The sequence below is a fragment of the Streptomyces sp. NPDC107575 genome (assembly GCF_055657265.1).
This window is the reverse complement of the sequence record NZ_JBVKBG010000003.1, coordinates 778668-794008: the sequence shown is the minus strand read 5'-3', so window position 1 is coordinate 794008 and position 15341 is coordinate 778668. Positions and strand designations below refer to the sequence as shown.

Genomic DNA, 15341 nt, shown 5'->3' with positions numbered 1-15341 from the left:
TCAAGTGGTCGACGCGGACCAGACGTTCGTCATCGTCGGGGGAGGGCTCGCAGGAGCCAAGGCCGCCGAGACACTCCGCTCGGAGGGCTTCACCGGTCGGGTGATCCTCATCGGTGACGAACGGGACCACCCGTACGAACGACCGCCCTTGTCGAAGGGCTACCTCCAGGGCAAGGAGGAGCGCGACAGCGTCTTCGTCCACGAACCGGCCTGGTACGCCAGCAACGACATCGAGCTGCACCTCGGCCAGACGGTCACCACGATCGACCGCGCGGACAAGGCCGTGCGGCTCGGCGAGGGCACCGTCGTCCGCTACGACAAGCTGCTGCTCGTCACCGGCGCGGAGCCGCGCCGCCTCGACATCCCGGGCACGCACCTCGCGGGCGTCCACCACCTGCGCCGCCTCGCGCACGCCGAGCGCCTGAAGAACGTGCTGGCCTCGCTCGGCAGGGACAACGGGCACCTGGTGATCGCCGGCGCCGGCTGGATCGGCCTCGAGGTCGCGGCGGCGGCCCGTGAGTACGGGGCGGAGGTCACCATCGTGGAGCCGGAGGCCACGCCGCTGCACTCCGTGCTCGGCCCCGAGCTCGGCCAGATCTTCGCCGAGCTGCACGGCGACCACGGCGTCCGCTTCCACTTCGGAGCGAAGCTCACCGAGATCACCGGACAGGACGGCATGGTTCTCGCCGCCCTCACCGACGACGGCGAGGAGCACCCGGCGCACGACGTGCTGGCCGCGATCGGCGCCGCCCCGCGCACCGCGCTCGCCGAGGCCGCGGGCCTCGAGCTGGCGGACCGGGCGCACGGCGGCGGCATCGCCGTGGACGCCACGCTGCGCACCTCCGACCCCGACATCTACGCGGCGGGCGACGTGGCGGCGGTCCAGCACCCGCTCTTCGGCGACCGGCTCCGCGTCGAGCACTGGGCGAACGCGCTGAACGGCGGACCGGCCGCGGCCCGCGCCATGCTCGGCAAGGACGTCAGCTACGACCGCGTCCCGTACTTCTTCTCCGACCAGTACGACCTGGGCCTCGAGTACTCGGGCTGGGCGCCCCCGGGCTCGTACGACCAGGTGGTGCTGCGCGGGGACGCGGGCAAGCGCGAGTTCATCGCTTTCTGGCTGAAGGACGGGCAGGTCCTCGCGGGGATGAACGTGAATGTGTGGGACGTCACGGAGCAGATCCAGCGGCTCATCAGGTCAGGGTCGAGGCCCGGCGTCGAGCGGCTCTCGGACCCGTCGGTTCCGCTCGGTGATCTTGTCGAGGAGTGACAAATGATCTTGTGGAGCGGTGACTGGAGTGTCAGAGGGGCACCGTAGACTTGCCGCGTGGCAGGCAGGATCAATGACGAGGACGTGAAGGCGGTTCGGGACGCGGTCCCGATCGACGCCGTGGTGTCCGAGTACCTGCAGCTGCGCAACGCGGGCGGCGGAAACCTCAAGGGCCTCTGCCCGTTCCACGACGAGAAGTCCCCGTCCTTCCAGGTCAGCCCCAGCAAGGGCCTGTTCCACTGCTTCGGCTGCCAGGAGGGCGGCGACACCATCACGTTCGTGATGAAGGTCGACCACCTCTCCTTCTCCGAGGTGGTGGAGCGCCTCGCCGGTCAGGCGGGCATCACGCTGCGCTACGAGGAGGGCGGGTACAACCCCACCCACCAGCGCGGCGAGCGGATCCGCCTGGTCGAGGCGCACAAGATCGCCGCGCAGTTCTACGTCGAGCAGCTGGAGTCGCCGGAGGCCGAGATCGGCCGGGCGTTCCTCGCCGAGCGCGGCTTCGACCAGGCCGCCGCCCAGCACTTCGGCGTCGGCTACAGCCCGGCGGGCTGGGACCACCTCACGCGCTTCCTGCGCGGCAAGGGCTTCAGCGACAAGGAGATCCTGCTCTCCGGGCTCGCCCAGGAGGGCCGCCGCGGCCCCATCGACCGGTTCCGCGGCCGCCTGATGTGGCCGATCCGCGACATCGGCGGCGAGGTCGTCGGCTTCGGCGCCCGCCGCCTGCGCGAGGACGACAACGGCCCGAAGTACCTGAACACGCCCGAGACGCCGATCTACCGCAAGTCGCAGGTCCTGTACGGCATCGACCTCGCCAAGAAGGACATCGCCAAGTCCTCCCGCGCGGTCGTGGTCGAGGGGTACACGGACGTGATGGCCTGCCACCTGGCGGGTGTCACGACGGCCATCGCGACGTGCGGCACGGCGTTCGGCAACGACCACATCAAGATCCTCCGCCGCCTCCTGATGGACAACGGCTCGGCGCGCGTGATCTTCACGTTCGACGGCGACGCGGCGGGCCAGAAGGCAGCCCTGCGCGCCTTCGAGGACGACCAGAAGTTCGCCGCCGAGACGTACATCGCGATCGCGCCGGACAACATGGACCCGTGCGACCTGCGCCTGGCCAAGGGGGACGACGCGGTCGCCGACCTGGTCGAGCCCCGCACGCCGCTCTTCGAGTTCGCGCTCCGCCAGATCGTCGGCCGCTACGACCTGGAGACCCCGGCCGGCCGCGCCGCCGCGCTCGACGAGGCGGCGCCCGTCGTCGCCCGCATCAAGAACAGCGCCTCGCAGCACGAGGTCGCGGTCCAGCTCGCCGGCATGCTCGGCATCCTCGACACCCAGTTCGTGGTCAAGCGGGTCGGGCAGCTCGCCCGCTGGGCCCGCGAGCGCGGTGGCCGCGGTCCCGCGCCGACCCCCTCCGCGCAGTCCGCGCCCCTGGCCGGATCGGCCCCGCGGTTCAGCGGAGCCGCGCTCACCCTGCGCAACCCGGTCTTCACGACCGAGCGCGAACTGCTCAAACTGGCGCTGCAGTACCCGCAGTTGGTGTCCCCGGCCTTCGACGCGTACGGGGTCGACGAGTTCACGGCCGACCCGTACGCGGCCGTCCGCCAGGCCGTCATGGACGCGGGCGGCGCCGAGCAGGGGGTCCACGACCCGCAGCAGTACCTGGTCTCGGTGCGCGAGGCGGCGCCGGACGACGCGGTGCGGGCGATGGTGACCGAGCTCGCGGTCGAGGCCATCCGCCGCAAGACCGTCGACGAGGCGTACGCGGGGGAGCAGCTGGTGACCGTGCGCAAGCGGGCCGTCGACCGGCGCATCCGTGATGTCCAGGGCACGCTCACCCGGCTCGGCGCGGGGGGCGATCCGCAGCAACTGGCCGCGGTGCAGAACGAGTTGTGGGTGCTGCAGCAGTACGGTCAGGCGCTCCGGGAGCGTGGCGCGGAAGCGTTGTAGCCGCGCCGTCCTCCGGTCTCGGGGCGCTGCCCCGGACCCCGCGCCTCAATCGCCGGCGGGGCTTGAAAGATCGGTGCTCTGCCCCGGACCCCGCGCCTAAATCGCCGGCGGGGCTTGAAAGATCGGTGCTCTGCCCCGGACCCCGCGCCTCAATCGCCGGCGGGGCTTGAAAGATCGGGGCGCTGCCCCGGGCCCCGCTGGCTCTCGTTCAACTGCGAGGCTTGAATGCCGCACTCCAACGCGCCGTTTTTCTCCGTTCGGATCGGGGAAGGGCGGGCACCCGTTCAGCACGGTAACCGCTCGGTCACGCACCGGACTCAAAAAGTCAACGCACGCCCCTCGTGGCGGCGCTGTGTCGTACTCCACACTGGGTTGCGGTGCCTGAGTCCTCGGAGCGCGGCCGGAGCCCGGACAACGGGTCCGACACCCCCGCGGTTCCGCTCATCGCGTACGGGAAGGACGGCGGCGTGGCTGCCGTTCCCGCCCCCCTGCCGCACGCCTCAGATGCGATCACTTTGGAGGTCGCCCCCGTGCAGACCCAGACCCTCACCCAGAGCGACAGCACAGCGCAGGCCCTCGCCGACCCCGAAGCCGCGCCCAAGGGTGCCGTGCCGCAGGGCGACGTGCTGGCCTCGGTGCCCTCGCAGAGCCGAGTGGCGCACCATCCCGAGGCCGACCCCGAGGATCCGCCCGAGCCGGTGCGCGGCGCCCGTGCCGAAGGCGGCAGCCCGTCCTCCGACCTGTTCCGCCAGTACCTGCGCGAGATCGGCCGGATCCCGCTGCTGACTGCGGCCGAGGAAGTGGAGCTCGCGCGGCGCGTGGAGGCGGGCCTGTTCGCCGAGGAGAAACTCGCCCACGCCCCCGACCTCGACTCCCAACTGGCCCTGGATCTCGACCGGTTGGTGGTCATGGGCCGGATGGCCAAGCGCCGTCTCATCGAGGCGAACCTGCGCCTGGTCGTCTCCGTCGCCAAGCGCTACGTGGGCCGCGGTCTGACCATGCTCGACCTGGTCCAGGAGGGCAATCTCGGCCTGATCCGCGCGGTCGAGAAGTTCGACTACGCCCGCGGCTACAAGTTCTCGACGTACGCGACCTGGTGGATCCGGCAGGCCATGAGCCGCGCCCTCGCCGACCAGGCCCGCACCATCCGGGTGCCCGTGCACGTCGTCGAGCTGATCAACCGGGTCGTCCGCGTCCAGCGCCGCATGCTGCAGGAGCGCGGCTACGAGCCGACGCCCGAAGAGGTGGCCGCCCACCTCGACCTGCCGCACGAGCGGGTCAGCGAGGTGCTGCGGCTCGCCCAGGAACCGGTCTCGCTGCACGCCCCCGTCGGCGAGGAGGACGACGTCGCGCTCGGCGACCTCATCGAGGACGGCGACGCGACGAGCCCCGTGGAATCGGCGGCCTTCCTCCTCCTGCGCGAGCACCTGGAGGCGGTGCTCTCCACGCTCGGCGAGCGCGAGCGCAAGGTCGTCCAGCTCCGGTACGGGCTGGCGGACGGGCGTCCGCGCACCCTGGAGGAGATAGGCCGCATCTTCGGCGTCACGCGCGAGCGCATCCGCCAGATCGAGTCGAAGACCCTGAACAAGCTCCGCGACCACGCCTTCGCGGACCAGCTGCGGGGTTACCTGGACTAGATCATGCCCCACCGGCGTTGCGGTCCCGGGGCTCTGCCCCGGACCCCGCGCCTCAATCGCCGGCGGGGCTTGATTTTCGGCGGAGCCGAACAGATTCAGTCGACCTCGGCGACCGCCTGCGCGAACTGCGCCTCGTACAACCGCTGATACGCCCCGCCGGAGGCGACCAGCGCGTCGTGCGAGCCCTGCTCCACGATCGCCCCGTTCTCCATCACGAGAATCGTGTCCGCGTCGCGAATCGTCGAAAGACGGTGCGCGATCACGAACGACGTACGGCCGGCGGCCAACCGCGCCATCGCCTTCTGGATCAGCACCTCGGTCCGGGTGTCGACGGAGGAGGTCGCCTCGTCGAGCACCAGGATCACCGGGTCGGACAGGAACGCCCGCGCGATGGTGATGAGCTGCTTCTCACCGGCGCTGACGCCGGTGCCCTCGTCGTCGAGCACGGTGTCGTACCCGTCGGGCAGCGTCCGGATGAACCGGTCGGCGTGCGCGGCCCTCGCCGCCTCCTCGATCTCCTCGCGGGTGACGTCCTTCGGGGCGCCGTACGCGATGTTCTCCGCGATGGTCCCGCCGAACAGCCAGGTGTCCTGGAGCACCATGCCGATCCCGACGCGCAGCTCCTCCCGCGACATCTTCGCGATGTCGACCCCGTCGAGCGTGATGCGCCCGCCCGTGACCTCGTAGAACCGCAGCAGCAGATTGACGAGGGTGGTCTTGCCCGCGCCCGTGGGGCCGACGATCGCCACCGTGTGACCGGGGTCCGCCGTCAGCGACAGGTCCTCGATGAGCGGCTTGTCCTTCTCGTAGCGGAAGGCCACGTGCTCGAACTCGACGTGCCCGCGCAGGTGGTCCGGCTTCTCGCCGGGCACGGGCTCCGCCGACTGCTCCTCGGCGTCGAGCAGTTCGAAGACCCGCTCGGCCGTGGCGACACCCGACTGCACCAGGTTCGCCATCGACGCGACCTGCGTCAGCGGCATCGAGAACTGGCGCGAGTACTGGATGAACGCCTGCACATCGCCGATGGACAGCGAGCCGCTGGCCACGCGGAGACCGCCCACCACGGCCACGAGCACATAGTTCAGGTTCGAGATGAAGAACATCAGCGGCTGCATGATGCCGCTGTTGAACTGCGCCTTGAACGCGGCCTGGTACAGCTCCTCGTTCTGCTCGGCGAACTGCTCGGCGGACTCCTTCTGCCGGCCGAACACCTTCACCAGGTTGTGGCCGGTGTACATCTCCTCGATGTGCGCGTTCAGCGCGCCGGTCGCCCGCCACTGCTGCACGAACTGCGGCTGCGAACGCTTGCCGACCTTCGCCGCGACGAACACCGACAGCGGCACGGTCACGAGTGCGACCAGCGCGAGCAGCCAGGAGATCCAGAACATCATCGCGAGCACGCCGATGACGGTCAGCAGCGAGTTGAGCATCTGGCCCATCGTCTGCTGGAGCGTCTGCCCGAGGTTGTCCATGTCGTTGGTCGCCCGGCTCAGCACCTCTCCGCGCTTCTGCTTGTCGTAGTACGACAGCGGCAGCCGCGACAGCTTGTCCTGAAGCTCGGCGCGGAGCTGCCCCACGGCCAGGTTGATCGTCCGGTTGGCGAGCCGCGTGCCGATCATCATCGTCAGCCCCGCGACCGCGAACACGGCGAGCCCGAGCAGCAGCACCTCGCCGATCGCGGTGAAGTCGACGCCCTGGCCCGGGGTGAAGTCGACACTGCCGAGCATGTCGGCCATGCCGCCGTCGCCCTTGGCCCGCAGGCCCTCGATGACCTGTTCCTTGGTCTGCCCGGCCGGCATCTGCCCGCCGATGATCCCGCCGAACAGCAGGTCGGTGGCGCGTCCGAGGATCTTCGGTCCGACCACCGAGAGGCCGACGCTGATCACGACGGAGACGAGCACCCCGATGACCGCCGCGCGGTGTGCGGCGAGCCGCTTCAGGAGCCGCTTGCCGGACCCCTTGAAGTCCATCGAACGCGAACCGGGCGCACCGGCCGCCATTCGCCCCATGGGCCCACTCATCAGGCGGCCTCCGCTTCCGTCAGCTGGGAGAGAACGATCTCCCGGTACGTCTCGTTGTCGGCCATCAGCTCGTGATGGCGTCCGGTGCCGACGACGCGGCCCTCGTCGAGCACGATGATCGTGTCGGCGTCACGGATCGTCGCGACGCGCTGGGCCACGATCACCACGGTCGCCTCCGCCGTCTCCTCGCCGAGCGCCCGGCGCAGCGCGGCGTCGGTCGCGTAGTCGAGCGCGGAGAACGAGTCGTCGAAGAGGTAGATCTCCGGCCGCTGCACGAGCGTGCGCGCGATGGCGAGGCGCTGGCGCTGACCGCCGGAGACGTTCGTGCCGCCCTGGGTGATGGGCGCGTCCAGTCCGCCTTCCAGCTGGGAGACGAAGCCCTTGGCCTGCGCCACTTCCAGCGCGTGCCACAGCTCCTCGTCGGTGGCGTCCGGGCTGCCGTAGCGCAGGTTCGTGGCGACCGTGCCGGAGAACAGGTAGGGCTTCTGCGGTACGAGCCCGACCGTCTTGGCCATCAGCGCCGGATCGATCGCGCGGACGTCCTCGCCGTTCACGTAGACCGTCCCGGCGGTGGTGTCGTACAGCCGCGGTACGAGGCCGAGCAGCGTCGACTTGCCGCTGCCGGTCGAACCGATGATCGCCGTGGTCTCGCCGGGGCGGGCCGTGATGTCGACACCGCGCAGGATGGGCTCCTCGGCGCCCGGGTAGCCGAAGTCGGCGCCCCGCAGCTCCAGGTGGCCGTGGCGGCGGAGTGCCCGCACCGACGCCTCGGGCCGCGGCGGCACGACGCTCGAATCGGTGTCGAGCACTTCCTGGATGCGCTCGGCGCACACCTCGGCGCGCGGCATCATCATGAACATGAACGTGGCCATCATCACGCTCATCACGATCTGCATCAGATACGCGAGGAACGCGGTCAGGTCACCGATCTGCATGCCGCCGCTGTCGATGCGGTGCGCACCGAACCAGACCACGGCGATCGACGCGACGTTCACGATCGTCATCACGAACGGGAACATCAGTGCCATGATCCGGCCGGTGGCGACCGACACGTCGGTCAGCTCCCGGTTCGCGGCTCCGAACCGGTCCTTCTCGAAGTCGTCGCGGACGAAGGCGCGGATGACGCGGTTGCCGGTGATCTGCTCGCGCAGCACCCGGTTCACCGTGTCCAGCTTGGTCTGCATGGACCGGAACAGCGGCCGCATCTTACGGATGATCAGCGACAGGACGATCGCCATGACGGGCAGCACGGCGAGCAGCACGCCCGACAGCGGCACGTCGAGGCCGAGCGCCATGACGACGCCGCCGACACACATGATCGGCGCCGAGGCCACCAGCGTGAACGTCATCAGGGCCAGCATCTGGACCTGCTGCACGTCGTTCGTGGTGCGGGTGATCAGCGAAGGCGCGCCGAACTGGCCGACCTCACGGGCCGAGAAGGACTGCACGCGGTCGAATATCCCCGCCCGCAGGTCCCGGCCGACCGCGGCGGCGGTCCGCGCGCCGAAGTAGACGGCGCCGGTGTTGCAGACGACCTGGACGACGGTGACGCCCAGCATCAGGGCGCCGAACTCCAGGATGTAGCCGGTGTCGCCGTTCACGACACCGTTGTCAATGATGTCGGCGTTCAGAGTGGGCAGATACAGCGAGGCGCAGGTCTGCAGGAACTGCAGCAGCACCAGCAGCCCGATGGGTTTCTTGTACGGACTGAGATGGGTCCGCAGAAGTCTTATGAGCACGCTCGGTCTCTCGGTGGTCGGCGGTAGTGGGAGGAGCGGTGTTCGGGGAGGGGGATCGACGCGTGCGCCGCCGGACGGCGACGTACGCATGGACCCCTATCGTCGAACACTCCACCCGCGTTACCTCAACCGAATTAACCAAGACTCAGGCAAAAGCGCCGGGGTGGATCTGCTCCCGCACCGCCCGGTACTGCTGCCGCACCGCCTGGCCCACCGGCAGTTCGTCGCCCGCCTCGAAGACCTGCGCGGCCGCGCCCTGCCACTGCGGCAGCTGCCCGTTCAGCGCCCACGCGGCCTGTCGCGCCGCGCCGATCGCCGCGTAGTCCGCCGCCTGCGGCACCACGACCTGCGCCCCGAACAGGGCCGGCGCCACGCTCTGCACGGCATGCAGCTCCGACGCGGCGCCCAGCAGGAACACCCGCCGGATCTCCACGCCGCGTCCGCGCAGCACATCCATGGCGTCGGCGAGCCCGCACAGCATGCCCTCGAACGCGGCCCGCGCCAGATGCTCCGGCTTCATGGACTCCCGCCGCAGCCCGCTCAGCGTCCCCGCGGTGTGCGGCAGGTTCGGCGTCTTCTCGCCCTCCAGATAGGGCAGGAGTACGAGGCCGTGGGCGCCCGGCGTCGACTTCATGGCCAGCTCGGACAGCTCCTCCAGGCCTCCGTCGAGGCCCAGCATGTCGACCGTGCCCCGCAGCGCCCGTACCGCGTTCGACGTGTGCACCACGGGCAGATGCATCCCGGTCGCGTCGGCGAGCGAGGTGATGGAGCCGCTGGAGTCCACGAGAGCCTCGTGGTGCACGGCCATCACGGAGCCCGAGGCCCCGAGCGAGACCACGGCGTCCCCCGACTGCACGCCGAGGCCGAAGGCGGCGGCCATCGTCTCCCCGGTCCCGGCCGAGATGACCAGGCCCTCCGGGGTCCGCCCGGCCGCCTCGCCGGGGCCGATCACCTCGGGCAGCGCCACCTGGTGGCCGAGCGCCAGCTCCACCAGATCGGGCCGCCACGCGGCGCTCGCCGCCGACCAGTACCCGGTGCTGGAGGCGCCACCGCGGTCGGTGGTCCGGCGCGCGGGCCGGCCGAGCAGCTGCCACACCAGCCAGTCGTGCGCCTGCATGAGGGCGGCGACCTGCTCGGCGTTCTCGGGCTCGCTGCGGGCCAGCCAGCGCAGCTTGGTCACCGGCAGCGCCGCCTGCGGCACGCTGCCCACGGCCTCGGCCCACGCCTCGCGCGAGCCGAGCCGGTCCACCAGGTCCGCAGCCGCGACCTGCGCCCGCTTGTCCCCGCCGACCAGCGCCGGGCGGACGGTGTTGCCCTGCGCGTCCAGCGGCACCACGGTGTTCTGCTGCGCGGACACCCCGATGGCCTGCACGCCTTCGAGCAGCCCCCCGCCCGCGGCCTCGCCGAGCGAGAGAAGCCACGCCTGGGGATCGACGTCGGACGGCCGTCCGCCGCCCTCCGGTACCTCCAGCGGGTGCGGGGCGTACCCCTGCCGCAGCACGGCCCCGGTGTCGGCGTCACAAACGACAATGCGCGTAAATTCGGGCGAACTGTCCAGCCCGGCGACTATCCCCATGACTGAAATTCTGCCGTACCGGCGGACGCTTCTGTGCCGTCGGGCGCGGGCTGTGGGGTCCGGGGCGTCAGGTGTTGCTGGTGCCCCAGTCGTCGGTCGCCCCTTCGTCGCCGGGACCGCCGCGCTCGCGCAGCGTGCGCACCCGGTCGGCGACCGAGTCCGGCACCTTGCTCTCGACCTTCTCGCTCACCGAGTGGAAGGCCTTGCCCGCGACGTTCCGCGTCTGCTGCGCCGCCGTCTCCGCCGTATTGCGCACGGCCGGGTTCTGGGCGATCTCGCGCGCGGACTTCTTCAGCTTCTCGTAGCGCTCCCGGCCGGCCCTCGTGCCCAGTACGTAACCCAGGGCCAGACCGGCGATGAATGTGAGCCGATAGCGCATGGTCGGCCACCCTTTCCGTAGCGAGGCGTTCGTGGTCGGTGCGGTCCGATTCGGAGCTTGTTGATCACCTGGGGGGTACCGATTGGCGGACCACCCCCCTGCTTGCGCTAATGTATGTGTCGCAGCGAGCGCGCGCCGCCTGGCAAGTACCCAGGTGGGTTCGTTCGAAGCAAACGAGGTCATTCCCCTGTAGCTCAATTGGCAGAGCAGCCGGCTGTTAACCGGCAGGTTACTGGTTCGAGTCCAGTCGGGGGAGCTCGATCTCCTGTAGCTCAATTGGCAGAGCAGCCGGCTGTTAACCGGCAGGTTACTGGTTCGAGTCCAGTCGGGAGAGCTGTGAACAAGTCCCTCCGGAGTCCGCTCCGGGGGGCTTTTTCTTGCCTGGTGGAACCGTGCGCGCACGGGCGGAGTCCTCATGGTCGTGCAGAGCCGGACCATCCGAGGCAGGAGATCGTATGAGCGGCTATGCTGCGGCAGACGGCGCGCACACTTGTACGCGCCACGCCGAAACGGGGCGGTAGCTCAGCCGGTTAGAGCAGCGGACTCATAATCCGTCGGCCGTGGGTTCGAGTCCCACCCGCCCCACCGCACGTACGCGGCGCAGAAACGATGCGACCGGTTCGTACACGGACTGATGGCCCGTCACGCACGCCGTGACGGGCCATCTGTCGTTCCGGTGGTCGGGCTCGGTGTCCCGGGTCAGTCGGCCAGCGGGTTCAGCTCCATCGGCTGGATCCGGCCCTCCAGCATCTCGCCGAGACCCCGCACCGCGCACACGTCGGGGCGCTCGGCGATGTGCACGGGGACGCCGGTCGCGTCCCGCAGCATCTGGTCGAGGCCGGGCAGCAGGGCGGAGCCGCCGACCATCATGATGCCGCGCTCCGCGAGGTCGGCGACCAGGTCGGGCGGGCAGTCGCGCAGCACCCTGCCGATGCCGTCGAGGACGGCCGTCAGCGGCGTGTGGATCGCGCTGCGCACCGCGGCGGTGTCCACGTGCACCGAGCGGGCCAGGCCCGTCGCCACGTCCCGGCCGTGGATCTCGGTCTGCTCAGGGCCCTGCGGGGTGAGGCCGTTGCCGCTCAGGGCGAGCTGCAGGGGGCGTACGGACTGGGACGGCAGCATCAGCGCGTGGTGCTGGCGCAGGTGCTGGACGACCGCGTGGTCGATGGCGTCGCCGCCGACGGGGATCCGGGCCGCCGTCACGATCGAGCCCAGCGAGAGGACCGCGATCTGGGTGGTGGCCGCGCCGCAGACGATGATCATCGTGGCCTCGGGCTGCTCCACCGGGAGGCCGCAGCCGACGGCCGCCGCGATCAGGGTGTCGACGAGTTCCACGCGGCGGGCGCCGAGGCCGACGAGGGTCTCGACCGCGGCGCGCTGGGCCAGTGGGTCCGCGTCGTGCGGCACGGCGGCCGCGGCGCGCAGCCGGGGCTTGCGGCGCAGGGCGCGGCGGAGCTTGTCGCCGAGCAGGTGGCGCAGCATCCGCTGGGCCATCTCGATGTCGACGACCGTGCCGCCGGAGACGGGGCGTACGACGCGGATGTAGTGCGGGGTGCGTCCTGTCATCTTCTCGGCGAAGTCGCCGACGGCGATCAGGGCGCCGGTGCGGGTGTTGACCGCGGCGGCACTCGGTTCATCGACGACGAGGCCCGCGCCCTTCACGTACACGCGGGTGCGCGCGGCACCCAGATCGACGGCGAAGTGGCAGCGGCGCAACTGCTCCAGACTGGCGGTCATGGCAGATCCTCCCGAGAGCGCGGACCGTGATGGCTCGCCGGGCGGCGACCCTTCTGGCATCCTGCGGTCGCGCGCGGGAGGGCGCTCGCTGGAGTAGGCCGAGCGGGTCCGCAAACGCCGGGGCGCCGCCTCCCGTGGGACGAGGGAGACGGCGCCGCTTCGGTGTCCGACGGTGTTACACCAGCCAGCCGAGGAAGTGGGCGAGGCCGGCGACGATGTCGGTGATGACGTTCATGTGACGCGTTCTCCTAGCGATGATGCGCTGTGCACAGGGGGTGCAAAGTGCATGTGGGACTTGGGACTTGAGATGTGCATCGCGATGCGGTCGCTACGGTCTGCAGCCCGTTGCTTGCGCACCGTAAGCATCGTTGTTCACGTACGCCCCATGCAAACTCTTCGGCGACGACCACCTGTTCAAGGGAACAACTGCGCCCCTGTTCGTATCGGGTGTTCGTATTGCGTGTTCTTCGGCTCGTGCGTTTTCAGGCCTCGTACCAGCGCTGCAGCAGGCCCCACGTGAACTCCGCCCGCACCTCGCGCGGCGTCCCCGACTCGTCCGGGGCCCGGAACGCCAGGCCCCAGCGGGTGGGCGCCGAGCCCTCCAGGGGGCGGGCCGGGGCGAAGGCGCGGGCCGCCTCGTCCACCGTGCAGGACCAGGGCGTCAGGTCGGCGAGCGTGCGCAGGGCCGGGCCCGGGGTGCCGGGGGCGCGGATCAGCCACTCGTTCCAGATCCCGCCCGTGGGCGCGAGCAGCACCTCGAAGCGCAGGTCGGGCCAGAGCGGCACCGGCCACAGCAGCGCCTCGCACTCCAGGTCGCCGACCTTGCGGAGCAGCGTGCGCTCCGGGGCGCCGAGCACGGACCGGTACCGGGAGACCGCCGCCTGCGGATGCCGCGAGTGCAGCTTCGCCTGCCAGCGGCGGTTCGCCTCCCGCATCTCGGCGACGGAGACGCCGAGATCCGCGCGGGCGGTCTCCACGAGCTCCGGGTTGTGGTCCGCCATGCGGCGCAGCAGGACCAGCTGGAAGTCGAGCGGGGTGAAGGGCTCAGCGGGGCGTGCGGGCATGCGCCCCATGGTGGCGTACGGCGCCGGGGGTCCGCCCGTCCGGCAGGAACAGCACCGAGTTCACGTACCGCGGCCGGCGCCCGGCCGGGGTGAGGGCCCGGCGCAGCAGGCCCTGCGAGGCGATGTGGGAGGTGCCGCGCTGATGGGCCGCCAGATCGTAGGAGGGCAGGGGCAGCCAGTCGGTGTCGGTGTCCGGCAGGACCCAGCCCTCGTAGCCCAGTGCGCGCAGGTGGGCGACGACCGGGGTGATCGGCTGGATGCGGGTCTCCAGCTCGATGAAGAGGGCGGGCCGGTCGTGGGCGAGCAGGGCGCGGGCGCCGCGCAGCACCCGCAGCTCCGCCCCGTCCACGTCGACCTTGATGAAGTCGACGTCCTGGAGGGCGAGTTCGTCGAGGGTGACGCACGGGACCTCGCGGCCGGTCGGCGCGTGCAGGTCGTCGCGGCGGACGAGCGAGGACACGCCGCGCTCGCCGCGTTCGTCGTGCGGGGGCTGCCACAGCGGGGCCGTGCCGGGGCGGTCGCTGGCCGCGGCGCGGACGACCTGGACGTTCGCGGGCGCCGACGCGGCGAGCACCCGGGCCAGGTGCGGGACCGGTTCGAGGGTGATCACGCGGCGGGCCGGGCCCGCGAGGCGGTGGGTCCACGGGCCGTACCAGCCGCCGACGTCCACGGCCGTGCCGCAGGACCCCGCGGCGGGCAGCATGTCGGCGAGCCGGGTCAGCTCGGGCTCGAAGCGCGGGTACAGGGCGCGGGCCGTCGCCGCGGTCAGCCGGGCGGGCAGCCAGGGGGCGATCCGGGCGGCGATGGTCGTCATGGGAGCGCCCGTTTCGCCTGCTCGGCGCGTTGGAGGAGCTGCTCGTGCTCGCCCTCCGGGACCTGTTCGCCGGACGAAGGGAGGAGCTGCGGGATGCCGTCGACGATGGGGTAGCGGCGGTGCAGCCGGGGGTTGTAGAGGCAGTCGACCGCTTCCCCCTCCGGCGTGGGCAGCAGGAGCAGGGGGCCCTTGTCGAGAGGGCAGGCGAGGATCTTGAGCAGCGGGTCGTCAGGGTTCATTCGGGAGCAACTCCCTTGGCTCTTGGTCAGGTTGTGCGGGGGTGTCGTGCTTCGGCATCAGGAGGAGCACGGCGACCGCGAGGGCCGTGCCCGTCACGCGCAGTGCCAGGCGCACCGGCTCGTGGGGGAGCGATTCGCCGAACGCGAGGGTGCCGAGGACCGCCGTGAACAGGCAGGTCACCGTGGTGCACACCGGGACGATCAGCGAGGCGCGGCAGCGTTGCAGGGCCGCCTGCGACATGACGAGGCCGAAGGCGCCCGTGCACATCAGCAGATACGGGTACGGGGAGGCGAACAGCGCCGGGACGTCCGGGAGCACGCCCGACACGCCCTTGATGGCGAGCGAGCTGACCCCGTACAGCAGGCCCACCGCGACCCCGTACTCGACGCCCGTCGTCGGGAGCCGGTGGCGGTGTCGCGCGCGGCGCTCCGCCGAGGCGTACAGAGACAGGCCCGCTGCCAGCGAGGGCACGCACACCAGGAGGATGAGGGGCGCGGGCGAATCGTGCCCCACCGCGTCGCCATCCTGCTGGAGCGAGAGCACCACCATCAGCAGCGCCGCCAGGATCGCGGCGATGGCGTACCGCTCGCGGCCCGAGGTGCGTTCGCCGAGGAGCCGGGCCGACAGGAGGAGCAGCAGGACCAGGCCCGAGACGAAGATGCCCTGCGCGGCGGCGATGGGAAGCGTGCGGTAGACGGCGAGCTGGGCGCCGAAGCCGGAGGCCAGGGCGATGGACCCGGCCAGCCACAGCGGGCTCGTCACCACCTGGCGCAGGAGGTGGGCGGGGCGGCGCACGCTCACCTCGGGCAGCCGGGTGAGGGCCCGCTTCTCCAGGACGAAGCCGACGCTGTACAGCGTGTTGGCGAGCAGTGCCGCGCCGACTCCCCATGCCACGGCGGGCATCGCCG

The 15341-nt window shown here is 71.1% G+C and carries 12 protein-coding genes and 3 tRNA genes; 6 read left to right on the top strand and 9 right to left on the bottom strand.

Annotated features, from left to right (window positions below; translation table 11 throughout):
• The first annotated feature begins 4 nt into the window (after nucleotides 1-4).
• The 3 genes from ACZ7L4_RS16885 to ACZ7L4_RS16875 all read left to right on the top strand — a co-directional run bounded on the left by ACZ7L4_RS16885 (nucleotide 5) and on the right by ACZ7L4_RS16875 (nucleotide 4863).
• Entirely contained in the window at nucleotides 5-1270 is a 1266-nt protein-coding gene (locus ACZ7L4_RS16885) for an NAD(P)/FAD-dependent oxidoreductase (protein WP_450809554.1), read from the top strand.
• Between the two features lie 57 nt (nucleotides 1271-1327).
• Entirely contained in the window at nucleotides 1328-3226 is a 1899-nt protein-coding gene (gene dnaG, locus ACZ7L4_RS16880; RefSeq protein WP_472103200.1) for a DNA primase, read from the top strand.
• Between the two features lie 377 nt (nucleotides 3227-3603).
• Nucleotides 3604-4863, top strand: coding sequence for an RNA polymerase sigma factor (locus ACZ7L4_RS16875; RefSeq protein WP_472103198.1), 1260 nt, complete (start codon nucleotides 3604-3606; stop codon nucleotides 4861-4863).
• Nucleotides 4864-4958: 95 nt separating this feature from the next.
• On the opposite strand, the gene ACZ7L4_RS16870 is transcribed toward ACZ7L4_RS16875, so the two are convergent.
• The 4 genes from ACZ7L4_RS16870 to ACZ7L4_RS16855 all read right to left on the bottom strand — a co-directional run bounded on the left by ACZ7L4_RS16870 (nucleotide 4959) and on the right by ACZ7L4_RS16855 (nucleotide 10578).
• Nucleotides 4959-6884, bottom strand: coding sequence for an ABC transporter ATP-binding protein (locus ACZ7L4_RS16870; protein ID WP_472103196.1), 1926 nt, complete (start codon nucleotides 6882-6884; stop codon nucleotides 4959-4961).
• Nucleotides 6884-8623, bottom strand: coding sequence for an ABC transporter ATP-binding protein (locus tag ACZ7L4_RS16865; RefSeq protein ID WP_472103195.1), 1740 nt, complete (start codon nucleotides 8621-8623; stop codon nucleotides 6884-6886). The genes ACZ7L4_RS16870 and ACZ7L4_RS16865 overlap by 1 nt, the downstream gene beginning before the upstream one ends.
• Before the next feature lie 145 nt (nucleotides 8624-8768).
• Complete coding sequence (locus ACZ7L4_RS16860) at nucleotides 8769-10199, bottom strand: xylulokinase (protein ID WP_450809559.1); 1431 nt, start codon at nucleotides 10197-10199, stop codon at nucleotides 8769-8771.
• A gap of 67 nt (nucleotides 10200-10266) precedes the next feature.
• On the bottom strand, nucleotides 10267-10578 hold the full coding sequence (locus tag ACZ7L4_RS16855) for a YtxH domain-containing protein (protein WP_450809560.1): 312 nt from the start codon (nucleotides 10576-10578) through the stop codon (nucleotides 10267-10269).
• 183 nt (nucleotides 10579-10761) lie between these two features.
• Here ACZ7L4_RS16855 and ACZ7L4_RS16850 point away from each other — a divergent pair.
• The 3 genes from ACZ7L4_RS16850 to ACZ7L4_RS16840 all read left to right on the top strand — a co-directional run bounded on the left by ACZ7L4_RS16850 (nucleotide 10762) and on the right by ACZ7L4_RS16840 (nucleotide 11163).
• A tRNA-Asn gene (locus ACZ7L4_RS16850) sits at nucleotides 10762-10834 on the top strand.
• A gap of 5 nt (nucleotides 10835-10839) precedes the next feature.
• A tRNA-Asn gene (locus tag ACZ7L4_RS16845) sits at nucleotides 10840-10912 on the top strand.
• A gap of 177 nt (nucleotides 10913-11089) precedes the next feature.
• Nucleotides 11090-11163 (top strand) — tRNA-Ile (locus ACZ7L4_RS16840).
• Nucleotides 11164-11277: 114 nt separating this feature from the next.
• On the opposite strand, the gene ACZ7L4_RS16835 is transcribed toward ACZ7L4_RS16840, so the two are convergent.
• The 5 genes from ACZ7L4_RS16835 to ACZ7L4_RS16815 all read right to left on the bottom strand — a co-directional run bounded on the left by ACZ7L4_RS16835 (nucleotide 11278) and on the right by ACZ7L4_RS16815 (nucleotide 15336).
• Nucleotides 11278-12315: a rod shape-determining protein gene (locus tag ACZ7L4_RS16835; protein ID WP_472103193.1), complete on the bottom strand. Its 1038-nt coding sequence runs from the start codon at nucleotides 12313-12315 to the stop codon at nucleotides 11278-11280.
• 482 nt (nucleotides 12316-12797) lie between these two features.
• Nucleotides 12798-13388 carry a hypothetical protein gene (locus ACZ7L4_RS16830; RefSeq protein ID WP_472103191.1) on the bottom strand — a complete coding sequence of 197 codons (591 nt, stop codon included), beginning with the start codon at nucleotides 13386-13388 and terminating at the stop codon, nucleotides 12798-12800.
• A complete protein-coding gene (locus tag ACZ7L4_RS16825; RefSeq protein WP_472103189.1) occupies nucleotides 13360-14193 on the bottom strand; it encodes an FkbM family methyltransferase in 834 nt (277 codons plus the stop codon). The genes ACZ7L4_RS16830 and ACZ7L4_RS16825 overlap by 29 nt, the downstream gene beginning before the upstream one ends.
• Nucleotides 14190-14432 carry a Trm112 family protein gene (locus ACZ7L4_RS16820; RefSeq protein WP_472103187.1) on the bottom strand — a complete coding sequence of 81 codons (243 nt, stop codon included), beginning with the start codon at nucleotides 14430-14432 and terminating at the stop codon, nucleotides 14190-14192. Before ACZ7L4_RS16820 ends, ACZ7L4_RS16825 begins: the two co-directional genes overlap by 4 nt.
• Complete coding sequence (locus tag ACZ7L4_RS16815) at nucleotides 14422-15336, bottom strand: hypothetical protein (protein ID WP_472103185.1); 915 nt, start codon at nucleotides 15334-15336, stop codon at nucleotides 14422-14424. The genes ACZ7L4_RS16820 and ACZ7L4_RS16815 overlap by 11 nt, the downstream gene beginning before the upstream one ends.
• Nucleotides 15337-15341: the final 5 nt, after the last annotated feature.